The 23,805-nt window shown below is 66.3% G+C and carries 23 protein-coding genes; 6 read left to right on the top strand and 17 right to left on the bottom strand.

Annotation, left to right across the window (positions count from 1 at the left end; genetic code table 11):
- The 7 genes from ACPUER_RS02250 to ACPUER_RS02220 form a co-directional block, all read right to left on the bottom strand.
- Positions 1-975: CheR family methyltransferase (locus ACPUER_RS02250; protein WP_425130259.1), on the bottom strand; the 975-nt coding region annotated here is incomplete at its 3' end.
- The gene (locus ACPUER_RS02245) at positions 972-1,484 is read right to left on the bottom strand and encodes a chemotaxis protein CheW (RefSeq protein ID WP_175958614.1); all 513 of its coding nucleotides are present in this window, start codon (positions 1,482-1,484) and stop codon (positions 972-974) included. The genes ACPUER_RS02245 and ACPUER_RS02250, both read right to left, overlap by 4 nt.
- Positions 1,481-3,157: a methyl-accepting chemotaxis protein gene (locus ACPUER_RS02240; RefSeq protein ID WP_175958613.1), complete on the bottom strand. Its 1,677-nt coding sequence runs from the start codon at positions 3,155-3,157 to the stop codon at positions 1,481-1,483. The genes ACPUER_RS02245 and ACPUER_RS02240 overlap by 4 nt, the downstream gene beginning before the upstream one ends.
- A gap of 126 nt (positions 3,158-3,283) precedes the next feature.
- Positions 3,284-4,417 (bottom strand): hybrid sensor histidine kinase/response regulator, encoded by a 1,134-nt coding sequence (locus tag ACPUER_RS02235; protein WP_310131751.1) that lies wholly within the window; start codon positions 4,415-4,417, stop codon positions 3,284-3,286.
- A gap of 476 nt (positions 4,418-4,893) precedes the next feature.
- Positions 4,894-6,477 carry a Na+/H+ antiporter gene (locus ACPUER_RS02230; protein WP_175958611.1) on the bottom strand — a complete coding sequence of 528 codons (1,584 nt, stop codon included), beginning with the start codon at positions 6,475-6,477 and terminating at the stop codon, positions 4,894-4,896.
- Between the two features lie 230 nt (positions 6,478-6,707).
- Positions 6,708-8,141 carry an aldehyde dehydrogenase family protein gene (locus ACPUER_RS02225; RefSeq protein WP_175958610.1) on the bottom strand — a complete coding sequence of 478 codons (1,434 nt, stop codon included), beginning with the start codon at positions 8,139-8,141 and terminating at the stop codon, positions 6,708-6,710.
- A gap of 29 nt (positions 8,142-8,170) precedes the next feature.
- Positions 8,171-9,811 carry an acetolactate synthase large subunit gene (locus ACPUER_RS02220; protein WP_175958609.1) on the bottom strand — a complete coding sequence of 547 codons (1,641 nt, stop codon included), beginning with the start codon at positions 9,809-9,811 and terminating at the stop codon, positions 8,171-8,173.
- Between the two features lie 388 nt (positions 9,812-10,199).
- Here ACPUER_RS02220 and ACPUER_RS02215 point away from each other — a divergent pair, with 388 nt between their 5' ends.
- Both ACPUER_RS02215 and ACPUER_RS02210 read left to right on the top strand, forming a co-directional pair.
- On the top strand, positions 10,200-10,478 hold the full coding sequence (locus ACPUER_RS02215) for a type II toxin-antitoxin system RelE/ParE family toxin (protein ID WP_175958608.1): 279 nt from the start codon (positions 10,200-10,202) through the stop codon (positions 10,476-10,478).
- A 12-nt stretch (positions 10,479-10,490) separates the two neighbouring features.
- On the top strand, positions 10,491-10,793 hold the full coding sequence (locus tag ACPUER_RS02210) for a HigA family addiction module antitoxin (protein WP_175958607.1): 303 nt from the start codon (positions 10,491-10,493) through the stop codon (positions 10,791-10,793).
- Between the two features lie 33 nt (positions 10,794-10,826).
- On the opposite strand, the gene ACPUER_RS02205 is transcribed toward ACPUER_RS02210, so the two are convergent.
- The 6 genes from ACPUER_RS02205 to ACPUER_RS02180 all read right to left on the bottom strand — a co-directional run bounded on the left by ACPUER_RS02205 (position 10,827) and on the right by ACPUER_RS02180 (position 15,734).
- Complete coding sequence (locus tag ACPUER_RS02205) at positions 10,827-12,113, bottom strand: DUF445 domain-containing protein (RefSeq protein WP_425130258.1); 1,287 nt, start codon at positions 12,111-12,113, stop codon at positions 10,827-10,829.
- Between the two features lie 91 nt (positions 12,114-12,204).
- On the bottom strand, positions 12,205-13,425 hold the full coding sequence (gene andAa, locus ACPUER_RS02200) for an anthranilate 1,2-dioxygenase system ferredoxin--NAD(+) reductase (protein WP_425130257.1): 1,221 nt from the start codon (positions 13,423-13,425) through the stop codon (positions 12,205-12,207).
- The gene (gene andAb, locus ACPUER_RS02195) at positions 13,415-13,741 is read right to left on the bottom strand and encodes an anthranilate 1,2-dioxygenase ferredoxin subunit AndAb (RefSeq protein ID WP_034185113.1); all 327 of its coding nucleotides are present in this window, start codon (positions 13,739-13,741) and stop codon (positions 13,415-13,417) included. The genes andAa and andAb overlap by 11 nt, the downstream gene beginning before the upstream one ends.
- Positions 13,742-13,758: 17 nt before the next feature.
- Complete coding sequence (gene andAd, locus ACPUER_RS02190; RefSeq protein ID WP_175958604.1) at positions 13,759-14,235, bottom strand: anthranilate 1,2-dioxygenase small subunit AndAd; 477 nt, start codon at positions 14,233-14,235, stop codon at positions 13,759-13,761.
- Between the two features lie 14 nt (positions 14,236-14,249).
- Positions 14,250-15,521 carry an anthranilate 1,2-dioxygenase large subunit AndAc gene (andAc, locus tag ACPUER_RS02185; protein WP_175958603.1) on the bottom strand — a complete coding sequence of 424 codons (1,272 nt, stop codon included), beginning with the start codon at positions 15,519-15,521 and terminating at the stop codon, positions 14,250-14,252.
- Between the two features lie 69 nt (positions 15,522-15,590).
- Positions 15,591-15,734, bottom strand: coding sequence for a hypothetical protein (locus ACPUER_RS02180; RefSeq protein ID WP_175958602.1), 144 nt, complete (start codon positions 15,732-15,734; stop codon positions 15,591-15,593).
- On the opposite strand from ACPUER_RS02180, the gene andR reads away from it, so the two are divergent.
- Positions 15,733-16,692: an anthranilate 1,2-dioxygenase regulatory protein AndR gene (gene andR / locus ACPUER_RS02175; protein WP_310131727.1), complete on the top strand. Its 960-nt coding sequence runs from the start codon at positions 15,733-15,735 to the stop codon at positions 16,690-16,692. The two genes, ACPUER_RS02180 and andR, sit on opposite strands and share 2 nt — an antisense overlap.
- Before the next feature lie 143 nt (positions 16,693-16,835).
- Here andR and ACPUER_RS02170 read toward each other — a convergent pair whose 3' ends face one another.
- Positions 16,836-17,726, bottom strand: coding sequence for a LysR family transcriptional regulator (locus ACPUER_RS02170; protein WP_175958600.1), 891 nt, complete (start codon positions 17,724-17,726; stop codon positions 16,836-16,838).
- 91 nt (positions 17,727-17,817) lie between these two features.
- On the opposite strand from ACPUER_RS02170, the gene ACPUER_RS02165 reads away from it, so the two are divergent.
- The 3 genes from ACPUER_RS02165 to catC are packed head-to-tail and all read left to right on the top strand — an operon-like array spanning position 17,818 to position 20,220.
- Positions 17,818-18,951, top strand: coding sequence for a muconate/chloromuconate family cycloisomerase (locus ACPUER_RS02165; protein WP_175958599.1), 1,134 nt, complete (start codon positions 17,818-17,820; stop codon positions 18,949-18,951).
- Between the two features lie 32 nt (positions 18,952-18,983).
- Positions 18,984-19,886: a catechol 1,2-dioxygenase gene (catA, locus tag ACPUER_RS02160; RefSeq protein ID WP_425130256.1), complete on the top strand. Its 903-nt coding sequence runs from the start codon at positions 18,984-18,986 to the stop codon at positions 19,884-19,886.
- A 43-nt stretch (positions 19,887-19,929) separates the two neighbouring features.
- Positions 19,930-20,220, top strand: a complete 291-nt coding sequence (gene catC, locus ACPUER_RS02155; RefSeq protein ID WP_072439273.1) for a muconolactone Delta-isomerase — start codon at positions 19,930-19,932, stop codon at positions 20,218-20,220.
- A gap of 96 nt (positions 20,221-20,316) precedes the next feature.
- On the opposite strand, the gene tssJ is transcribed toward catC, so the two are convergent.
- From tssJ to tssF, 3 genes are read right to left on the bottom strand one after another with little or no spacing between them, the layout of a single operon-like run.
- Positions 20,317-20,850, bottom strand: a complete 534-nt coding sequence (gene tssJ, locus ACPUER_RS02150; RefSeq protein ID WP_425130255.1) for a type VI secretion system lipoprotein TssJ — start codon at positions 20,848-20,850, stop codon at positions 20,317-20,319.
- Between the two features lie 13 nt (positions 20,851-20,863).
- The gene (gene tssG / locus ACPUER_RS02145) at positions 20,864-21,988 is read right to left on the bottom strand and encodes a type VI secretion system baseplate subunit TssG (RefSeq protein ID WP_425130254.1); all 1,125 of its coding nucleotides are present in this window, start codon (positions 21,986-21,988) and stop codon (positions 20,864-20,866) included.
- Positions 21,985-23,799, bottom strand: coding sequence for a type VI secretion system baseplate subunit TssF (gene tssF / locus ACPUER_RS02140; RefSeq protein ID WP_425130253.1), 1,815 nt, complete (start codon positions 23,797-23,799; stop codon positions 21,985-21,987). Before tssF ends, tssG begins: the two co-directional genes overlap by 4 nt.
- Positions 23,800-23,805 lie beyond the last annotated feature (6 nt).

Here is a 23,805-nt window from a genome sequence, read left to right as displayed (position 1 = left end):
GAGCCAGGCCGGCGGCGCGACGGCCAGCACCGGGCGCGTCGCCACGAGCGGCGCAACGGTAAAGCGCTCCGTGCGCCGGACCGCCGCCACCGCGGACAGCGGCGCCGCAGCCCGGGCCGCGCTCGCCGTCGCACCGGCAGACTCGCGATGAAATGCGAACGCGAGCGGCACGCGCGCCGAGCGCATCCCGTGCCGCATCGCGACGCCCGTTTCGGCCGGCCCGACGAACAGCATGCCGTCGTCGGCGAGGCACGCGTCGAGCGAGCGGATCACGCGATCCTGCGCGTCGCGGTCGAAGTAGATCAGCACGTTGCGGCAGAACACGAAATCGTAGCGAATGCCCGTATCGGCGATCGGTTCGACGAGGTTCGCGTGACGGAACTGCACGCACGCGCGCACGCGCTCGTCGAGCAGCCAGCCGTCGGCGGCCGGCGTGAAGTAGCGCGCGCGAAATTCCGTCGCGGTGCCGCGAAACGCGTTGCGCCCGTAGCAGCCATGCCGCGCCTGCTCGATCGCGCGCGCGCTGAGGTCGATCGCGTCGATCGTGAAGCTGGCCGGTTCGAGCCCCGCGTCGAGCAGCGCCATCGCCGCCGAATACGGCTCCTCGCCCGTCGAGCACGGCGCGCTCAGCACGCGGATCACGCGCCCGGGCGTCGCGGCGAGCCGTTCGGCCGCGAGCCGCGCGAGCGTCGCGAAGGCCTCGCGGTCGCGGAAGAACCACGTCTCGGGCACGACGAACAGCTCGATCAGCGCACGCCGCTCGTCGGCCGACGCGTTGAGCTGCTGCCAGTACGCATCGAGCGCGTCCTGCGTCACGGGCGGCCGCGCCGCCGACGGCAGGCGCTCGCCGTCCGCCTGCAGCGCGTGCACGCGCTCCGTCAGCGCACGGATCAGAAAATCGTTGCCGAGCGAATCGGGGTCGATGCCGGTCTCGCGCAGCAGCCAGCCGCGAAATCGCGATTCGGACTCTTTCATGCGGACTCCTTCCCGTGGCGCGGCAGGCCGTCGAACAGATACAGGCGCGCAACGTCGTCGATCAGGTCGGCTACCGACACCTGCTGCACGACGCCGTCGGGCGTGTTCGCGACGAGCCCGAGCCAGCGCGTGCGCGCGGTCGAAATGCCGCTCGCGCGGAACGCCGCACGATCGATCCGCATCGTCTGCGTCGCGCGCTCGACGATCAGGCCGATCACACGCTCGCCGTCCGCGTGGCCCGCGCGATAGCGCACCATCACGAGCCGCGTCGAGCGCAGCGCATGCGCACGCCGCCCGAGCGCGAGCATCGGCACGTCGATCACCGGCACCGGCTGGCCGCCGCGCATCAGCAGCCCGGCGATCCATTCGGGTGCACCGGGCACGGCATTCGTGATCGCGAGCGGCAGCACCTCTTCGATGCCGGCCGCGTCGAGCGCATAGCGCTCGCCGTCGAGCTCGAACATCAGGAACAGCGCGTGTGCGCCGTTCTGCAGGTCGGCGCGCGTCACGCGTCGACCTTGAAGCGCGACACGCTGGTGCGCAACTGGTTCGCGACGAGCGTCAGGTCGTCGATCGCCTGCGACGACTGGCGCAGCGACTCGGCGGTCTGCTGCGCGGCTTCCGACAGCTGCGACAGCGCCTGCGTGATCTGCTCGGCGCCGTTCGCCTGCGTCTGCATCCCTTCGTTGACCATCTGGAAACGCGGCGCGAGCGTCTGCACCTCGGCGATGATCTGCGACAACTGCCCGCCGACCTGCTGCACGTCGAGCATCCCGCGACGCACTTCCTCGGAGAACTTGTCCATCCCCATCACGCCCGCCGACACGGCCGACTGGATTTCCTTCACCGTCTGCTCGATGTCGTAGGTCGCGACGGCCGTCTGGTCGGCGAGGCGGCGGATCTCGGTCGCGACGACCGCGAAGCCGCGGCCGTATTCGCCGGCCTTCTCGGCCTCGATCGCCGCGTTCAGCGACAGCAGGTTGGTCTGGTCGGCCACCTTGGTGATCGTCGCGACCACCTGGTTGATGTTCAGCGCCTTCTCGTTGAGGATCGCGAGTTTCGCGTTCACCGAACCGGCCGCGTCCATCACGCTGCGCATCGTCTCGCCCATCCGCGTGAGCCCGCTCTGGCTCACGCCCGCGAGCGTCGCCGACTGCTCGGCCACGCCGGCCACCTCGTTCATCGTGCGCAGCAGGTCGCGCGACGTCGCGAAAATCTCGCGCGAGGTCGCGCCGATCTCGGTCGTCGTCGCCGCGGTTTCGTTCGCGGTCGCCTGCTGCTCGCGCGACGTCGCCGCGATCTCGGCAACCGACGTCGTCACCTGCAGCGACGACTGCTGCGCGCGCGAGACGAGCTCGGTCAGCTCGTCGGCCATCCGGTTGAAGCCCGTCTCGAGCGTGCCGAATTCGTCGCGGCGGCGCAGGTCGAGGCGGCGCGTCAGGTTGCCGGTGCGCATCACGTCGTGCACCTCGACGAGCCGCGCCATCGGCACGGTGACCGAACGGTACAGCACGTAGCCGAGCCCGAGCGCGGACAGCAGCATGATCGCCAGCGCGGTCGCGAGCACGACCTCGGTATCCTGCACGGATTCGCGGATCAGCTTCGCGGACTGGTCGGCGAACTTGCGGTTCTCCTGTACCAGGACGTTCGCATTGCGCACGACCTCGCCCCACCCGGGCTGCACCTTCGCGTACGCGGCAACGGCCTCGTCGCGCGACATGCGGTGTTTCTGCACGGCTTCGTTCAGCAGCGGCAGGTAGCGGTCGTAGGAGCCGCGAAACGTCGCGAAGCGCTGACGGTCGTCGTCGCGGAACGTCGTGTTCTGGTATTCGACCGACAGCGACTCGACTTCCTTCAGCGCGTCGGAAATTTTCGCGAGATCGTGCTGCACGGCTTCGGGATCGGTGTCGACGAACGTTGCCTGCTGCAGCAGCATGAACGATTCGTTCACCGAGCCGCGCAGCGACGACGCGAGGTAGACGCCGGGCAGCGAGTCGCGCTCGATGCTGACGGCTTCGCTGTTGATCGCGCGCAGGCGCTCGTACGACACGCCGGCTGTCACCAGCATCAGCACGAACAGCACGCCGAAGCTGAGCAGGATGCGATTGCCGAGCGTCAGCCGGGCAGCGCCGATCGTCGGATGCAGGCTTTCATTGGTCGCGCGGGGCGTCACGGTGGCCATGTTCGTTATGGGCTTTCTAAAATCAGCGTTGAAAAAATCCACGCCCGCCTGCGCGCCGGACGGCGCGCCACGAGCGCCTCGTGGTCGGATGCGGACGACGCGGCGCCGGCGGGCCGCGCCGCGAAATCACCGCTCCGCTTGCGCCGGCAGTCGAAGCGCGACCATGAAGCCGCGCGCCGTATTGCGCATCAAAATCTGGCCGCGATGCCGCGCCGCCGTCGCGCGGACGAACGCGAGCCCGAGGCCGAAGCCGCTGCGCGCCGCGCCATGCGCGGATTCGAGCTGCACGAACGACTCGGTCGCGGCCGTGCGCTGCTCCGGCGCGATGCCGGCGCCGCTATCCTCGACGCCGATCAGCCAGGCACCGTCCTCGCCGCTCAGCGTGCAGTGCACGTCCGTGCCGGCCGGGCCGTACTTCAGCCCGTTGTCGATCAGGTTCGCGACCGCACGCGTGAGCATCATGCGGTCGCCCATCGTCACGCACTCGGTATCGGGCACGTGCGCGACGACCTGGCTGCCGCACCCGGCCGCCTTCTCCCAAAGCTGGTCGACGGCATCGAGCACGATCTCGTTGAGACTCACGACCTCGTGCGCGCGGCGCTCGGACTGTGCGCGGGTCAGGTGGATGAAACCGTCGGCGAGCGCGAGCGCACGCCGCGCATGGCCGGCGATGCGCTCCATGATCGCCGGCATGTCGCCGTGTTCGGTCCGGTAGACGTCGAGCAGCGCGAGGATCGACGTCTGCGGCGAACGCATGTCGTGCGACAGGAAATCGAGCGCCTCGTCGCGCTGCCGCGACATCAGATACGAATTCGAGTGATAGCGGATCCGCGCGGTCAGCTCCATCGCGTCGGGGAGCTTCACCAGATAGTCGTTCGCGCCGGCGATGAACGCCTCGCGCTTGACGATCGGCTCCTCCTTCGCGGACAGCACGATGATCGGCACCCGTGCGGTGCCGGCGTTTGCGCGCCATGCGCGAACGAGATCGAGGCCGTCGATCTCCGGCATCACGAGATCCTGCAGGATGACCGTCGGCTTCACGTCGCGCGCGACCGTCATCGCCCGGTGCGCGTCGGTGCACACGTGCAGGTCGATGTCGTGTTCGCTGCGCAGCGCGCGGCGGATCACCTCGCCGACGAACGGTTGATCGTCGACGAGAAGGACCGAAAGCCCCGATTCAAGACAATCCGGGGCATTATCACCGCTCGATTCTTTCATAAATACAGTTTCAAACGCCGAATCTCCAATCGATTCTTTCATAGGAGTTGTTTATCCGACTTGGACGCTATCTTATATTGGCGGCTGTTAAACCCGCCTGATTCTGCCGATTTGGCCTGTCGGCACTGCCTTGCGGGGCTTCGGGCGCCGATTCCCCCCGTCGGCGACCGCATTACCCTCTGCATTGTTTCTCTCAATAAACATAACCGGCTGATTCTAAATGAAATTAGAACACAGCATCTATCTCCTTCCGGTTTAGTTTTGCCAAATATGCGGAAAGAGCCGCAATCAGATAAATCTGATCATTTCCGGATTCGAAAGACGATAACGTTTGCGAGCCCGGCGAAGCGAGGTTTGCATGCGCTGCAAGGCTCGATCGCGGCACGTATTGGGGCCTGATGAAAATGCATCGTATCGGCCGGACAAAGGGAGAAAAAAACGGCGCGCCGGACGAGGACCGACCTGTACGCGCATCGGGCCGGCAGGGAGCCGGCCCGCGTGATGGCGGTGCGGCCCGCCTACCCGCGCGCGTGCTGCGCGGACACTTCCTGCAGGTCGAGATCGCGTTCGAGCATGTGCAGCATCTCGTCGTGGATGCGGCCCGAACGATGCAGGCGCAACAGTTCCGCCCGCCCGGCCTTGATTGCGGCCAGCACCACGTCGTAGTGTGCGGCGCGTACTTCCGCCGGATACGCGGGTTCGTTCTTCGTCCGCTCGGTCAGTTCCGCGCGATACGTGTATTGCTCGAGCAGGCGCGGATGGATCACCGCGCCGTTCTCGTCGCGTACGAGCGGCTGGATCGCCGCGAGTTGCGCGGCCTCGACGTACGCCCACGTCTGCGGCTCGGTCAGGTGATGCGCGGCGCGCTCTTCGCGTTGCGGCAGGCGCAGCAGCCGGATCAGCGGCCCGATCGTCGTACCCTGCAGCAGCACCGTGACGAGGATCACCGCGAACGACGCGACCAGGATCACGTCGCGGCCGGGCATCGCCTCCGGCAGCGACAGCGCGATCGCCAGCGTGACGACGCCGCGCATCCCTGCCCAGCTCATGATCGTCGCGGCCTTCCAGTCGGGCGCGTCGCCGCGCCGCGCGACGCCGCGCACCGGCCACTTCAGCGCCTCGACCGCGTAGATCCACACGAAGCGCGACACGATCACTGCCGCCAGCACCGCGAGCACCGGCGGCACCATCGTGGCGAGCACCTGCTCGAAGCCGCCGAGCCGGTGCATCGCGCCGCGCAGCGACAGCCCGATCAGCACGAACACCATCGCTTCGAGCAGGAACACGATGACCTGCCAGAACGCGGTGCCGCGCGTGCGCACGGCTGCCGAGAACACCTCGTGCTGATGCCAGCCGATGATCATGCCGGCCGTGACGGTCGCGATCACGCCCGATACCTCGACCATTTCGCCCGCGATGTACGCGATCCAGCCGGCGATCACCGCGACGGTGATCGCGAGATAGTCGTCGTCTAGCAGCTTCAGGAACCACACGACGAGCCTGCCGACCACGAAGCCGACCGCCACGCCGCCGAGCCCGAGCTCCGCGAAGCGCACGACTGCGTGCTCGAGGCTGAACGCGCCGGTCAGCGCGGCCGCGACCGCGAAGCGGAACAGCACGAGGCCGGCCGCGTCGTTCAGCAGGCTCTCGCCTTCGAGCAGCACCATCAGCCGGCGCGGCAGCGCGACCCGTTCGAGCACGGCCTTCGCGGCGACCGCGTCGGGCGGCGACACGATCGCGCCGAGTGCGAAGCACGCGGCCCACGGCAGCGCCGGCGCGACCCAGTGCACGGCGAAGCCGACCGCGAACGTCGTGAACACGACCGCGCCGATCGCGAGCAGCAGAATGCCGCCGACGTTGCGCTTGAACTCCTCCCACACGGAGAAATACGCGCCGTCCATCAGCAGCGGCGGCAGGAACACCAGCAGCACCAGCTCGGGATCGAGGTTGATCGGCGGCAGGCCGGGGATGAACGCGATGCCGATGCCGCCGATCAGCAGCGCGGCCGCGGGCGGCAGCCGCAGCCGCTTGGCGATGCATTCGAGCGCGACGATCGCCAGGAATGACAACAGAACCAGCTTGAATGCCGAGACGGGAGACATGAATCGACCTCGTGAAGAATGAATTCGCGCTTTCCGGCGTCGTACCCCGGTCGGCAGTTTGGCGCGATTACATCACGATGCGATGCCCGCAGTCGAGCGCGTTCGGGAGGCCCGCCACGCGGCACGGGCCCGACGCGGCCCGGTACGCGTGCCGCGATGAAAAACGGCACGCGGGCCGGCACGATCGCCGGCCCGCGTGCCGTCGCGGCACCGCGCTGCCCGCCTGCGCGTTACCGGCGCCGCACGACCATCAGCCGCGGCTCGGTCATGTCCTCGATCGCGTAGCGGATCCCTTCGCGGCCAAGGCCCGAATCCTTCACGCCCCCGTACGGCATGTTGTCGACGCGGAACGACGGCACGTCGTTGATCACGACACCGCCGACCTCCAGTTCGTCCCACGCGCGCTGCGCATGCGTGAGCGAATCGGTGAACACGCCGGCCTGCAGCCCGAAATCGCTGTCGTTCACGCGCGCGAGCGCGTCGTCGAACCGGTCGAATTTCTCGAGGATCGCGACGGGGCCGAACGCCTCCTTGCGGTACAGGTCCTGCTCGTGCCCGACGTTTTCCAGCAGCGTCGCCTCGAACATCGCGCCGTCGACCTTGCCGCCCGCGACGATCTTCGCGCCCGCCGCGACGGCCGCGTCCATCCAGCCCGACAGCCGGCGCGATTCGGATTCGGAAATCATCGGGCCGACGAACGTCGACGGATCCTTCGGATCGCCCATCTTCAGCGAACGCGTCTTCGCGATCAGCTTCTCGCGCAGCGCATCGTAAAGATCGGCATGCACGAGGATCCGCTGCACGCCGATGCAGCTCTGGCCCGACTGGTAGTACGCGCCGAACGCGAGACGCTCGACCACGTAGTCGAGCCGGTCGCGCTGGTCCGCATCGACGATCGCGGCCGCGTTGCCGCCGAGTTCCAGCACGACTTTCTTCTTGCCGGCCTTCTCCTTCAGCGCCCAGCCGACGGCCGGCGAGCCCGTGAACGACAGCAGCTTGAAGCGCTCGTCGGTCGTGAAAAGATCGGCGCCGTCGCGATGCGCGGGCAGCACCGAGAACGCGCCCTTCGGCAGGTCGGTTTCCGCGAGCACCTCGCCGATGATCAGCGCGCCGATCGGCGTGCGGCTCGCGGGCTTCAGCACGAACGGACAGCCGGCCGCGAGCGCGGGCGCGACCTTGTGCGCGGCGAGGTTCAGCGGGAAGTTGAACGGCGAGATGAACGAGCACGGGCCGACCGGCACGCGCTTCGTGTAGCCCGTATAGCCCTGCGCACGCGCGGAGATCTCGAGGTTGATGATCTCGCCGTCGATGCGCACCGATTCCTCGGATGCGACGCGGAACGTGTCGATCAGCCGCGTCACTTCGCCCTTCGAATCGTTGATCGGCTTGCCGGCCTCGATGCACAGCGCCTCGGCCAGCTCGTCGAAGCGCTCGCGAAAGCGCGCGACGCAATGGTCGAGCACGGCCTGCCGCTTGAAGGCCGGCAGCTCGCGCATCGGCTTCGCGGCATCGACCGCCGCGCCGATCGCCGCATCGATCGCCTTCGCGTCGGCCAGCGCGACGCGCGTCGCGACCTCGCCGCTGAACTTGTCCGTCACTTCCAGATCGGTGTTCGCGTAGACAGCCTCGTTGGCGAGGTAGTACGGATAGGTTTCCTTCAACATGGAACGACTCCTTCCTGTGAACGGGGAATTCAGAGTTGCGCCGACAGCCGCTTGATCTCGCGGTTCAGCACGCGCTCGTTGTCCGAGTAGTCGATCGGCACGTCGATCACGTGCACGCCCGGCGACGAGAAGCACTCGCGCAGCAGCGGCTCGAGATCGTCGGCCGATTCGACGCGATGCCCGTGCGCGCCGTAGCTTTGCGCATACGACACGAAATCGGGGTTCTGCAGCGTCATCGCGAAATCGGGGAAATTCATGTTCTCCTGCTTCCAGCGGATCATCCCGAATGCGTCGTCGCGCAGGATCATCACGACGATGTCGAGCTTCAGCCGCACGGCCGTTTCGAGCTCCTGCGAATTCATCATGAAGCCGCCGTCGCCGCACACGGCGATCACCTTGCGCTGCGGATGCACGATCTTCGTCGCGATCGCCGACGGCAGGCCCGCGCCCATCGACGCAAGCGCGTTGTCGAGCAACAGCGAGTTCGGCTCGTGCGCGCGCCAGTAGCGCGCGAACCAGATCTTGTACATGCCGTTGTCGAGGCAGACGATCCCGTCGGCCGGCAGCGCGTTGTACAGGTCGTTGACGATGCGCACCGGGTACATCGGGAAGCGCGGGTCATGCTGGCCCTTTTGCAGGTGCGCGTCGAAATGCTCCTTGATCATCGCGAAGCGCGTGAAATCCCAGTGCGGCTGCGGTGCGAGCGTCTCCTTCATCTGCCACACCGCGTTCGCGATGTCGCCGACCACCTCGATCTGCGGGAAATAGACGGGATCGACCTGCGCACCGAGGAAGTTCACGTGGATCACGGTCTTGTCGTCCGCGCGCATGAAGAACGGCGGCTTCTCGATCACGTCGTGGCCGACGTTGATGATGCAGTCAGCCTGCTCGATCGCGCGGTGCACGAAGTCGCCGTCGGACAGCGTCGCGTTGCCGAGCCACAGCGGATGCGTCTCGTCGATCACGCCCTTGCCCATCTGTGTCGTGAAAAACGGGATGCCCGTCTTGTCGACGAACTCGAGCAGCATCTTGCAGGTCGTCTTGCGGTTGCCGCCCGCGCCGATCATCAGCAGCGGATGGCGCGCGGCCTGGATCGCGTCGACCGCGTGCGCGACCGCCTTCTCCTCGGCCACCGGCCGCCGGCTGTAGCTGCGCGGGATCGGCTTGCCGTCGCCCTCCTCGTGCGCGATATCTTCCGGCAGTTCGAGGTGGGCGGCGCCCGGGCGCTCTTCCTCGGCGCGGCGGAACGCCTCGCGCACGGCCGACGGGATGTTGCCGATCGACACGATCTGCCGCGTGAACTTCGTGAGCGGCTGCATCATGCCGACCACGTCGACGATCTGGAAGTGGCCCTGCTTGCTGGACTTGATCGGCTTCTGCCCGGTGATCATCAGCATCGGCATCCCGCCGAGCTGCGCATACGCGGCGGCCGTCACGAAGTTCGTCGCGCCGGGCCCGAGCGTCGCGAGACACACGCCGGTGCGACCCGTCAGGCGGCCGTAGGTGGCGGCCATGAAGCCGGCCGCCTGCTCGTGCCGGGTCAGCACGAGCTTGATCTTCGATCGCCGCAGCGATTCGAGCAGATCGAGGTTCTCTTCGCCGGGAATGCCGAACACGTACTCGACGCCTTCGGCTTCCAGCGCCTTCACGAACAGATCCGATGCTTTCATGGGGGACTCTCGGTTATGCCGCCTGCCCGGCCTACGGACACGCGGCGTACATGACGCGCGCCGGCCTACGGCACGCGGACGCTTTACCTACTGGACACAGACCACGGCACTTCCCGCCGCGCAACATGCAGCGCGCGGCGGCACCTCCGGATACCGGAGGACGAACGGACCCGCCCGCGCGCGGCGGGCGCGCACGGGCGGAAAAGACGTTTTTGATTGTAGACGGATTCGGAAGATTTCGACTTCGACGGCCCGCAGGGGCTGGCCGAACGGCCAAACGGACCCATCGACAGGCAGGCAGCCCTATATTCGGGACAGTCGAGCCCGTTCATACCGCCCTTTTTCATTCCCATTGACGTATTACGGTTAACGTAATACGCTTCCCGTTATGATCCACTCGTTCCGATGCAAGGTCACGCAGTCGCTGTTCGCCGGAGAATCGCCCGGGCGCTTTCGCGCAATCGAAACCGTTGCTACCCGCAAACTGCAAATGGTCGCCGCCGCGAAAGAACTGCGCGATCTGCGGGCGCCTCCCGGCAACCGGCTCGAAGCACTGCATGGCGATCGGGAAGGCCAGCACGGCATCCGCATCAACGACCAATGGCGGATCTGCTTCGAATGGACCGACGACGGCCCCGCCAACGTCGAGATCGTCGACTATCACTGACTGGAGATTCGCATGCTCAAGAACGGAATGCGCCCGATTCATCCGGGTGAAATCCTGCGGGAAGAATTCCTCGTCCCGCTGGAAATAAGCGTCAACGCGCTGGCGCTCGCGTTGAACGTGCCGGCGACGCGCCTGCACGAAATCGTCAAGGAACGGCGTGGAATCACGGCCGATACGGCTTACCGGCTCGCGCGCTACTTCGATACGTCGCCGGAATTCTGGCTGAACCTGCAAGCCGCTTACGATCTCAAGACGCTGCCAACGCGCAGCGAGATCGACCGCAAGGTCGAACCGCGCGAACGCACGCACGCGTAAGCACACCGGCCGCCGTTCGCGGGCGTGGCCGCGTCAGTGCAGCCACCCGGCCGCCCAGCGCGGCACCAGCGACACCAGATACAACCCGAGCCCGATCAGCCCGCCGACCAGCGTGCCGTTGATGCGGATGTACTGCAGATCCTTGCCGATGTTCAGCTCGATCTGCCGCGACATCTCGCGCGCATCCCAGTTGCGCACCGTGTCGCGGATATGACGCATCAGGAAATCGGCGAAATCCGGCGCCATCTCGTGCACGGCCTTCTCGACGTGCTCGTTCAGCGACGCGCGCAGCGCCGGGCTCTCGGCGAGCCGCGCGCCGAGCCAGCCGCCGAGCGTCGCGGCCTGCCGGTGCAGCGTCGAATCGGGGCGTGCGAGATCGGCCTTCAGCCATGCGCGCAACTGGTCCCACAAGTCGCGCGCATACTCGTTGAACGCATCGCCGTCGCGGATGTAGCGCTTGATCTCCTCGCCCTTTTCGATGAACGCCGGATCGTGCTTCAGCCGCTCGGTCAGCCGCGCGACCGTCCGGTCGAAGCGCTGCCGCAACTCGTGCTCGGGGTCGGCCGCGACGCCTTCCAGCACGCGGATCACCGCGCTCGCGAGCATCCGCGCGCCGTTTTCGCCGAACCACTGCGTCGGCATGATCTTCTCGACCTTCGGGTACTGCGTCTTCAGCCATTCGACGATGAAGCCCGCGATCACCTCGCGGTTCTCCTCCTTGTCGAGCACGTCGACCACCTGTTCGATCGCATCGTCGAGCAGCGCCTGGTGGCGGCCGTCCTTCGTCAGCGTATCGAGGATCACGCCGGCCGATTGCGACAGGTCGACCCGGTCGATCACCGCGCGAAACGCGTCGTGGACGAACGACTGGATCCGCGCGTCGTCGGTCATGTCGAGTGCGAAGCTCATCAGTTTCGTCACATAACCGCCGAGCGCGTCGGTGTTCGCGGGCTCGCCGAGCCACGCGCCGAGTTTCTGCGCGGGATCGTGCTGGCGGATCTGCGCGGCAAGCGCATCGGGGCCGAGGAACTTCTCGCGCACGAACACCGCGAGGTTGTCGGCGATCTTGTCCTTGTTCTTCGGGATGATCTCGGTATGGCGCGACACGAACGGGATCGGCACGCGGCGGAACAGCGCGACGACCGCAAACCAGTCGGCGAGCGCGCCGACCATCGCAGCCTCGGCCACGGCCTTGACGCCGTCCACCCACGGGCCGCGCGGCAGCAGGATCGTCGTGACGAACACCGCAACCGCGGCCAGCAGCAGCCACAGCGCGCGGCGCTTGCTTCGTTTCAGTTCGAGGGCTTTGTCTGGCGGCATGGAGAACGGGCGGCTCGGCGATGCCGCTAATATCCCCGATTTCGCGTCAACCGACAAACGCGCGGGCCGAGCCGGCCCGCGCGCCCAGCCGTTACAGGAACGTCCTCAGGTTCACCGCCGGATCGGCGAGTTTCACCGGATCGGGCACCGCCCCCGCCGCGATCAGCCGGCGCGATGCGCCGATGTCGCGCCCCAGGTTCGCCGCGGCCACCGCGACGATCCTGCCGTCGTCGCCCAGCCCGAACACCGTGAACGGCCCGCTCGCCGGATCGCCGCGCACGACGGTCGTGCGTTCGCTGCCGAACAGCCCGAGCATCTGCAGATTGCAGTCGTACTGATCGGACCATAACCACGGCAGCTCGGCATAGGTCTCGTCGGCGCCGAGCAGGTTCGCGGCCGCGACGGCCGGCTGGTTTTCGGCGACCTGCCACGATTCGATCCGCACGTGACGCCCGAGCAGCGGATTGAAGTGCATCGTCACCTCGCCCGTCGCGAAAATCGCGGGATCGGCGGTGCGGCAGCCCGCGTCGACGCGTATCCCGTTGTCGACATCAAGCCCGGCCGCCTGTGCAAGTTCGACATTGGGTACGACACCGATGCCGACCACGACGATATCGGCCTGCACGTCGCCGCGATCGGTCTCGACGATCGCACCGCCGGACGGCGCACGACGAACCGCACGCGGCAGCGTCGCCATCTGGAACACGACGCCGCGCGCATCGTGCAACTGACGCGCATACGCACCGACGACTTCCGGCAACGCACGCTGCAGCAATCGGGGAGCCGGATCGATCACCGTCACGTCGCACCCGAGCTGGCGCGCCGCGGCCGCGACCTCGAGGCCGATGAACCCGCCGCCGAGCACCGCGACGCGGCGGCCCGGCGCAAGCTTCGCACGCAACGCACGCGCATCGTCAACGGTGCGGACGTAATGCGGCGCGACGTCTGCGTCGATCGCGCCGCCGAACGTGCGTACCCGCGAGCCCGTCGCGAGCACGAGCCGCGCGTACGGCAGCGTCGTGCCGTCGTCGAGCCGCACGCGCTGCGCGTCGCGCTCGATCGCATCGACGCGCGTGCCGAGCCGCAGCTCGATACGCTGCGTGTCGTACCACGCAGCATCGCGCACGAACGCGCGCTGCTCGCCGCCGTCGCTCATCAGCGCATCCTTCGACAGCGCGGGCCGGTCGTACGGCAGCTCGCGCTCCGCGCCGATCATCACGATGCGCGCGGCGGCATCGCGTTCGCGCAGCGCTTCGGCCGTGCGCCGGGCCGCGTGGCCCGCGCCGACGATCACGAACGGATCAGCCGACATTGACTTCCACCTGCCCGTCGACGATCCGGAGCGGATAGGTCCGCACCGGCTCGGTGATCGGCGCGCATTTCGGCGCACCGGTGCGGATGTCGATCAGCCCCTGGTGCAGCGGGCATTCGACGCAACCGTCCTCCACATAACCTTCGGACAGCCTCGCATGGCCGTGCGTGCAGAGGTCGTGCATCGCGAACAGTTCGTCGCCGATCCGGAACACGGCGATCGGCTTCTGGCCGGCGACACGCGCTGCCGGTTCGTCCTCGGAGAATTCGTCGAAAGCGCCGAGCGGATGCCACTCGGCGAGCGTTGCTTCGGTCATGTCGGTTCCTTGCTTCGTCAGATCGGGGTTGCGAGCAGCGTCTGCACGCGCGACGTGTCGTAGATCACGCGCTTGGTCTTGTAGCGCAGCCCGTCGGGCGTGCGCACGACCGTGTCGTAGTACTTGCCGGCCTGGTACACGTTCGACTCGCCATTGCTGCGCGTCTGCACGACGACGTAGTTGCTCTCGGTGTCGATCTCGCCGTCGCGTTCGGCGACGATCGTCAGGCCCGACGTCATGTGCCGGTACGTGTGCTCTTCAAAGATGTTCGCGTGCCGCAGCGACACCACGCGGTCGCGCAGCATCCGCTGGTTCGTGCAGTGGACGATCCCGACCGGCAGCCCGAGATCGGCGTTCTCCTTCGGCACGATTTCGTACGTGCAGTCCTCGGTGAACATGTCCGGCCAGTGTTCGAGCCGGTCGTTGTCGAGGTGCCCGATGTAGCGGTTCTGGAGCATGTAAATCTCGAACCACGTCTTCATGTCTTCCGTCATTTCTCGCTCCCGCCTCAATAGCCCATCAGCTTCTGGTAGCCGACCCAGAACTTGCGGATCAGGCTTTCCGTGATCACCGTGTCCTGCTGGTCCGGATTGCCGCGCGACATCTCGATCACCGACGTCGCATCGCCGTCGCGCACCGTGCCGCGCTGCACGAGCTCGGTCGCCTCCGTGTCCTCCATCGAGATATAGCCGGCCGGCCCGACGAGGTTCGCCTGCTTGATGCGCAGCGCGCGCAGCTCGGGCGTGTCGTCCGCATAGCCGAAGAAATGGAAGATCAGCTCGAAGTTGTCGGGGCCCTTCGGCAGGATCTGTCGCGCGACCAGCGTGTTGTGGATCTGCTGGATCACGAGCTGCGGGAAGATCGGCTGGATATGGTTCGTGCAGTCCTCGTCGTATTCCGATACGAGATCGAGGATCGATTCGTCTTCGAGGTGGAAGCCCTCGTCGAACGAACGGATGTTCTGCTGCTTGTACGCGGCCGACGTGTCGTCGTTCGTCTTCGTCACCGTGATGATGCTGTGCAGCCCGTGGTTCGCGTCCGGAATCGAACGCGCCTTCATCCCGACGCGGAAGATGTTGAAGGTCGTATGGAACAGATGCAGCATGCTCGCGTGATACGGGTCCTTCACGTTCTCCATGTACAGCTTCCAGTTCGACTTCGAATACTGGCGCGTGCAGCCGAGATACTCGATCGGCTTGTGGAAGATCCGGTCGATCCACGGGCGCATCTGCTCGCCGAGGTAGTCGGATAGCGGCATCACGTCATCGCTGAAGGTCGCGAACACCAGCCCGCGATAGCTGTCGACGCGCAGCTTGCGCAGCCCGTGCTGCTTCGGATCGAAATCCGCCGGCATCCCGGTCATCCCCTTCTGGCCGCGCCGGAACGGCACGCCGAGCAGGTTGCCCGTGTTGTCGAAGCTCCACTGGTGATACACGCACGTGTGCGAGCTCGCGTTGCCGCGCGACTTGCGGCACACCTGTGCGCCGCGGTGCGCGCAGCGGTTCACCCATGCGGCGAGCGTGCCGTCCTCGGCGCGCGTGACGACCACCGGCGTGTCGCCGACGAACGTGCTCTTGAAGTCGCCTGGGTTCGGGATTTCCGCCTCCAGCGCGACGAAGTTCCACGTCGGCCCGCGGAAGATGCGTTCCTGCTCGCGGTCGTAGACGGCACGCGAGCTGAACACCTTGTACGGCACGCGCGAGCCGTCGTCGTGCGGAAAGCTCACGTCGGATGCGTCGTCGCGCGCGGCGAACACGACGGGCGATTCTGTCTGCTCCATGTCGGACTCCTGGTCGTTCCGTTTCATTAACAAGATGGAGCCCATTTTTGAAAAGCTAATATTCGCCGTCTATCCGGAAAGTGCGATTGCGGCGATGCAATATCCACTTTCGGCGGATTTCTGAGCTAGCATGGCGGCACACACGATGCGGCACTTGATCGAGACCCATTCGTCGGATCGAAGCGCGCCGTCCACAATCAGGCTGATGCCCATGTCCCCAACGTCGTTCGAGCCGCTCGCGCTGCGCGCGCACCGGCTGTTCGAATCCCGCGATCTCGACGAGACGCGCGAGCGGATCTCGCGCGTGATGCAGCCGCACGCGCTGCTGCCGAACGGCCGCGTGCACGGCGCGTCGCATATGGATTTCGTCAAGCTCGGCGGGCTCGGGATCGGCACGATCGCGTTCGGCGACGCGATGCGCGTGCAGGTGGACGCGGTCGACGGCTATTACCTGCTGATGTTCTGCCTGTCCGGCCAGGCCGAGGTGCGCGCGATGGGGCGGCAGCTCGGCGTCGACGGCCAGACCGGCGTACTGTGCGCGCCCGGCGAACGCTTCGACGCGGTGCTGTCCGCCGATTGCGAGCAGTTCGTGCTGCGCATCGACGCGGCGACCGTCGGCTCGCTGACCGGCGACCCGCGCGCACTGCTCGACCCCGTGCTGCACATCAGCGACGCCGCGCTCGCCGCGTGGCGCCAGCAACTGATGCTCGTCGCGCGTTCGCCCGAACTGCTCGAACGCGCGAACGCGAACCCGCGCGTCGCGTCGCAGCTCGAGCACCTGCTGATCGACCTGCTGATCGAAGGCCACCCGCCGTCCGTGCTGCACGCTTCGCACCGCGATCCGGCGCCGGGCTTCGTGCGGCGCGCGCAGGAGTTCGTGAACGCGCATTACGCGCAGCCGCTGCAGCTCGCCGATATCGTCCGCGCCGCCAACGTGCCGGAACGGACGCTGCGCGACGCGTTCCTGCAGTTCCGCGGGATGAGCCCGATGCAATACCTGCGCGCGACGCGGCTCGGCCATGCGCGCGAGCTGCTGCGCGGTGCGGCGTCCGGCCGGCGGATTGCGGATGTCGCGCTCGATTGCGGGTTTACCCACCTCGGGCGGTTCGCGATCGCGTACCGAGAGAAGTTCGGGGAATCGCCGTCGGAGACGCTCGACGGGAAGCGGTGACGACGTATCCGCCGCCGCACCCGGCAGCTTGCAACCGGCAACGGCTTCACACGGGACGGCGCGACACCGCGATGCCCTCTCCGCATTTGCCTGCGCACGCCGAAACAGACCGTTAGTTGCGGTTTATAAACCGGCGACGACCGTTACCCCGCCGGCGCGAACATCTCCCGCGCGATCGCGCAGAACGCGGCCGTCGCCGCGCTTTCGCCGTGCAGCCGGCGGCTCATGATGATCGGCGACGTCGCCGCCGGTTCCGGCAGCCGCCGGTAGACGACGCCCCTCACGCGCACGCCCTCCACGCTCTCCGGCACCAGCGACACGCCGACCTGCGCGGCGACGAGCCCGAGCGCCGTCTGCAATTCGCGCACTTCATGGACGGCCGCCGGCACCAGCCCGCCGTCGCGCAATGCGGATAACTGCTGATCGGCGAAGCTCGGGCGCGGCGTACTCGGATAGACGATCAGCGTCTCGTTCGCGATATCAGCGAGCGCGAGCGGCCGGTCGGGATCGGCAAGCGGATGCCCGGCCGGCAGCGCCGCGATCAGCTTTTCCTCGATCAGCGCCTCGCGCACGAGCTGGTCGTCGTCGAAACGCAGACGGCCGAACCCGACGTCGATCCGCCCGCCCTTCAGCGCGCCGAGCTGTTCGAGCGTGAACATTTCGATCAGCGACAGTTCGACGTCCGGCTGCGCCTCGCGAAATGCGCGGATCACGTCCGGCAGCGCGCCGTACAGCGTCGACGGCACGAAGCCGATCACGATCCGCTCAGACAGTTGCGCGAGCCGCCGCGTCAACGGCCCGAGCTCGTCGGCCTGGTCGACGAGGCGCTTCGCCTGCGTATAGAACACGCGCCCGGCGTCCGTCAGCTTCAGCGGCCGCGCGCCGCGCTCGAACAGCGGCAGCCCGATCTCGTCCTCGATCGCCTGAAGCTGGCGGCTCAGCGGCGGCTGCGTCATGTGCAGCCGCTCGGCAGCCCGCGTGATGTTCATTTCCTCGGCGACGGCGATGAAGTAGCGGAGCTGGCGCAATTCCATTTCATGCCTCAAAGGTATGGAAGTAGTCGGAAAGAGTGTTGGACGACGCGGGGCGGGCATTCCTACCATGTGCACCAACAGGAGGAATCGCATGATAGCAACTGCCGCCACCATCGAACGCATCGAGACGCTGCTCGTCGACGTGCCGACGATCAGGCCCCACAAATTGTCGGTCGCCACGATGAATTGCCAGACCCTCGTACTGGTCCGAGTTCGATGCACGGACGGTATCGAAGGCGTCGGCGAGGCGACGACCATCGGCGGCCTCGCGTACGGCGAGGAGAGTCCCGAAAGCATCAAGGTCAACATCGACACCTACTTCGCGCCGCTGCTGCAGGGCATGGACGCGACGCGCCCGGGCGCCGCGATGGCACGCGCGCGCAAGCTGTTCCAGGGCAACCGCTTCGCGAAGTGCGCGATCGAAACCGCGCTGTTCGACGCACAGGCGCAGCGTCTCGGCGTGCCGCTGTCCGAACTGTTCGGCGGCCGCAGGACCGATGCGGTGGACGTCGCATGGACGCTCGCAAGCGGCGACACGCAGCGCGACATCGCGGAAGCCGAAGCGATGCTCGAAGCGCGCCGCCATCGTGCATTCAAGCTGAAGATCGGCTCGAACGCAGTCGATGACGACGTCGCGCACGTGGTCGCGATCAAGCGCGCGCTCGGCGAGCGCGGCGACGTGCGGGTCGACGTGAACCAGGCGTGGAGCGAAACCGACGCGATCCGGGCCGGCGCGCGGTTTGCGGAAGCCGGCGTGAGCCTGGTCGAGCAGCCGATCGCCGCGACCAACCGCGCGGGGCTGAAACGCCTCACGCAGCTCGCGCAGGTTCCGATCATGGCCGACGAGGCGCTGCACGGCCCCGTCGATGCGTTCGCGCTCGCGCAGGATCGCGCGGCCGACGTGTTCGCGGTGAAGATCGCGCAATCGGGAGGCCTGCAGGGCGCGGCGAGCGTCGCGTCGATCGCGGCGGCCGCCGGCATCGAACTGTACGGCGGCACGATGCTCGAGGGCGCGGCCGGCACGATGGCGTCCGCGCAACTGTTCAGCACGTTCGACTCGCTGAAATGGGGCACCGAGCTGTTCGGCCCGCTGCTGCTCACCGAGGAAATCCTCGTCGAGCCGCTGCGCTACCAGGATTTCAAGCTGCACCTGCCGGCGACGCCCGGCCTCGGCATCACCTTCGACTGGGCCCGTATCGAACGGATGCGACGCGACGCCCGCTGATCCCCACACGACAACCGAAACCGGAGACACAGATGAACAAGCAAGCCATCGACGCCCTGCTGAAGACCTTCGACGACGCCGCCGAGAAGCCCGGCAACCCGCGCGTGCGCGCAATCGTCAACCGGATCGTGAAGGACATCTGCTACACGATCGAGGACTTCGACGTGCAGCCGAGCGAGTTCTGGACGGCCCTCAACTACCTGAACGAAGCCGGTCGCGAATTCGGTCTGATCGCCGCAGGCCTCGGCCTCGAGCGCTTCCTCGATGTGCGGATGGACGAGGCCGAGGAAAAGGCCGGCATCCAGGGCGGCACGCCGCGCACGATCGAAGGGCCGCTGTATGTTGCCGGTGCGCCGGAATCGGTCGGCCATGCGCGCCTCGACGACGGCACCGACCCGGGCCAGACGCTCATCATGCGCGGCCAGGTGCTCGGCAACGATGGCGCGCCGATCGCTAATGCGCTGGTCGAGGTATGGCACGCGAACCATCTCGGCAACTACTCGTACTTCGATCAATCGCAGCCCGCGTTCAACCTGCGCCGCTCGATCCGCACCGATGCCGAGGGCCGCTACAGCTTCCGCAGCGTGCTGCCGGTCGGCTACAGCGTCCCGCCGGGCGGCAAGACCGAGCAGTTGCTCGACCAGCTCGGCCGCCACGGCCATCGTCCGGCGCACATTCACTTCTTCGTTTCGGCGGACGGTTATCGTAAGCTGACGACGCAGATCAACATCGAAGGCGATCCGCACATCTGGGACGACTTCGCATTCGCGACCCGCGAAGGGCTGATCCCGAAGATCAAGCAGGCCGAAGGCGCGGAAGGCAAGCCGTATGGTGTCGACGGGCAGTTCGCGCTGATCGACTTCGATTTCTCGCTGGTCAAGGAAAAGCCCGACGTGCCGGCGAGCGAAGTCGAGCGGGCACGCGCGCAGGCCTGAGCGGTCTTCCCGTTCGACGAATCGATAACGCAAGGAGTGCAGGATGCTGTTTCATGTGGAAATGACGGTCCGTCTGCCGGCGGACATGGATCCGGTCAAGGCGGCGACGCTGAAGGCGGAAGAAAAGGCGATGTGCCAGCGGCTGATGAACGAAGGGATCTGGCGGCATCTGTGGCGAATCGCGGGGCGGTACGCGAACGTCAGTATTTTCGATGTCGAGAGCGTGCAGCAACTGCATGATCTGCTCAGCCAGTTGCCGCTGTTTCCGTATATGGAGATGGAAGTGCGGGCGTTGTGCCGGCATCCGTCTTCGGTTCGGGAAGACGATCGGTAAACAAGCGTGAAGGATGTCGGCGACGGCATCCTTCACTAATTCGTTCCGCTCGTTGCTTGCCGCGCAGATTCAACTCGTTGTGAAGAGCGCCGGCGGCTATCGGCTGGTCCCGTACTCCCCGGAATCGCGACCGCCCGCCAATTCGGTCATCGACAATTCGAGCTTGAGCGGCTTGTCGGCGTCGAGCTTCTTCTTCTCGACGATGCGTTTCCAACCATCCCTGTTTCCCGGAGCGCGATAGAACGCGACGACTGCAACGTATCGCGTATCGGCCTTCATCGGCTGAGACAGGCTTGCCGATGCCCCGGGGCTCACGACCGTCGACATATCTGCCTGCAGATCCTGGGCGAGCACCGTCCGGTCGTGCTTCAACAGATCGTCATACGATGCTGTATCGAACAACTTGCGGTCCTTCAGTTGGTAGACGCGAACGGCCACCGATGTAGGCCGCCCCGCGTCGTCCGGGTTCAGTGCGACGCGCGCAGACAGATCGACGTCAAGCACCTTCACCTGCTTGAAAAATACGGCGCGATACGCATTCGATGACGCGTCCGACACGGACTGCCAGGCACCGCAACCTGACAGCAGAAATACGGCGGCAGCGGTAGCCGCACTCATTCGATGGAACATGAAACCTCCAAAATCAGATCGTGTGCGGCACGAGATGCGGGTTGGGTTGCGGTACGGGAAACGCCTCGTACACGCCAAGCGCGATGCCGATCATGCGTTCATCGACTGACGGCAGCACCGTCGTCCAACCGAGACGCGGCGCCGGGCCGGCACGTTCGACGCCGACGGTCGGGTGCGGAACGAACCGCGACGACACTTCCATCCGCAAATGCACATCGGCCTTGACGCCGACATACAGCTGGATGAATGCCATCACCTCTCGATGCAGCCACGCACCGGGCAACAGGTCCTGAGCCTGCCGCTCGTCGACCGGCCGCAATGTCACGCGCACCGCTCGGCTGCGATACGTGAGGCGCCTGCCGAGCACGTAACCGCCGCCGAGCCCGCTGCACTTCCCGTCCGCCAGCACGTCCGCATCCGGCTTCGCCGACGTCAACGGCATCGGTCGCCCGGTACTCGTCGTCACCGACCAGAACTCGTCGACGCGAACATCGACCCCGGGCGCCGCGAGCGCCACCACCCCGGCCAGCCCTTCCGACGTACGTGTGCGCTGGATCAGCAAACCCAGCAACGCAAGCATCCGGGAATTCGGCAAGCCCGCCCGCAACGGCTTGTCGCCCCATCCGAATCCCGCCAGACACAGCAGGCTCTGCGAATAATCGTCGATACCGCCGGCCCGAAAACGCTCCGGATAGCGATACTTCTTCCATGCGCGATACAGCAGTGTCGCCGCGCGGTGATTGAACGGATCGAGAAATGCCTCGACCGCCTCATGCCCCTCCTCCCGCAGCACGATCTCGTCGATCATGTGCGACGGCATGGCCGCGTCAACGCCGTATAGCCCCATGAAAGTCGTGCGTACGGTCGGAGGCGCATCGGGGTGCTCGTCGTCGAATTCGACAGCGGCCACCTCGCCCGCCGGAAACCCCAACCGCGGACGCGGCCGGAACCGCACCGGCTCATGTTCCAGCGTATCGCGCATACCCAACCCGGGACGTTCAGGCGCACATGCCTCCAGCAGACGACAGAACTGCATGAAAGTCATCTTCGGCGCCCGCTGGAACAGCTTCCCGGCAACCGTCGGCGGCCCTTTCGACGCGGCAGCTTCGGCCGCCATCCGATCGATCGAAGCCGTCATAGCGGTGCCCGCTGTGCCTTGCTGCGCGGCCATTCCGTCCGGGATCGGGACGGCAGGCTGACGATCGCCAGCTTCGTGAACAGATTGATCTCCGCATACGCGCCGAAGAACCGGTGCAGCAACTCGCCGAACAGCATCACGTCGCCTTCGCCGGAGAACGCATGCGAATCGAGCGTGACCTCGATCAGCACGCCGCGCTCGACCGCGCCGCCCGACACCTCCTCGATCATTTGCTGCGACACATGCAGGATGCCGGCGAGCCGCCGCCGGTTCAGTTCTTCGTTCGTCCAGTCGTACAGCGCCAATGCGCCGCGCAACACTTCCGCGTTCATCATCGACAGGAAATTCGGCGCCAGATGCGACAGCACGCGCCACTGGAAGCGATCCTCCGTCGGCGGATACAGCGGCAGCGTCGGCGACACGAGATTGCGCACGCACGCGACGTTCGGCGTGCTGGCCGCCAACTCATCGAGGCTCGCCTCGCGCAGTCCCTTGCGCGGCAGCAACCCGTTCGTGCCCGTCACGCGCAGCGACAGGCTTTCCTCCGGCAGCGTATCCATCGTTTCCCACGCGTGGCCGCCGAGAATCACCCACATTTCGTGCAGCCCCGATACGCCAGAGCGCACGCGTGTGTGGAAATAGCGTTCCGGCGCCTCGTGCCGCAGCATGCCGCCGCGGTGCCGGAACGTCGCGAACGGCACGTATTCGTATCGCTCGGCCGTATCGTGGTCGAACGTCGCGATCGCATCGACCGAATACGTTTCGACATGCTCGCCCTGATGACCGGCTGGCACGACGCGATATTCCGTTTCGTGATGGTCGATCTCGATCGGCTCGGCATCCAGTTCGAACAGGTTGATCACCGGCGAACAGAACAATCGCACGTTATCTGTGCTGAACCGCTGATCCGGCGGATAGACCTCCTTCAGAACGATCTCCAGTTCGAAGCGGGTCGATTTTTCGGGCAACTTCGTGATCTCCAGTCCGCACAGATCGACGAACAGAAATTTTTCGCGGAACGTGAAGTATTCGAGCAGCAGCTGATATCCGGAAAACGCCGCATCGGCTTTGGGCCACAGCCGCTCTTCCGTCGAAAATCCCGCCGGCTCGATCGTGACGCCCGGGAGCGGCACGGATTCGCCATCGCGTATTTCCGGAACGCGCCAGTGAATCGAGTCGACCTGGCGCGTCAACGCGAGATGCATCGCGAACGCGGTCGGCAGATCGGCGTTCAGATGCAGCCGCAGCCGCGACAGATCCGTCTCCTTGCGCAGCGCCGATCCTTGCAACGCGAAGCCGAGGCGGATCACCGAGCGGCCATCGTGACGCACGGCCGGCCCGGCATGCGTGATCGAGACCGGCTGCAGCGCAACGGCCTGCGTCGTCCGATACAGACATTGCACCGTCCGCGGCGCCACGCCTTCCGCGCCGCTCGGAGAAGGCACGTTGATCGGCGCGGAACGCACCGGCACGCCGGCCGGCACGACTACCGTTTTCTGCAGTTTCTCCGCGAACGGCGTCAGTTCGACGATCGACAGCGAAGGGATCATCCGCAGATAGTGCGGCCACAACAGGCTGACAAGCCCCTCGGTGAGTTCGGGCAATTCGTCGTCGAGTTTTTGTCGAAGCCTGCCGGTCAGAAACGCAAACCCTTCGAACAGACGTTCGACGTACGGATCGCGATCGCCGACGCGGTCGAGATTGAGCAGGCGCGCACGGTCGGGATGCGCCTTCGCGAATTCCTTGCCGGATTCGCGCAGATAGCGCATTTCGGCTTCGTAGTAGCGCAGGATGGGATCGTTGTGGTCCATGGTAAT

The sequence above is a fragment of the Burkholderia sp. DN3021 genome (assembly GCF_049805555.1).
Lineage (GTDB): Bacteria > Pseudomonadota > Gammaproteobacteria > Burkholderiales > Burkholderiaceae > Burkholderia > Burkholderia pyrrocinia_C.
The sequence above is the reverse complement of the archived record's forward strand: the minus strand, read 5'-3'. Positions and strand labels throughout refer to the sequence as shown.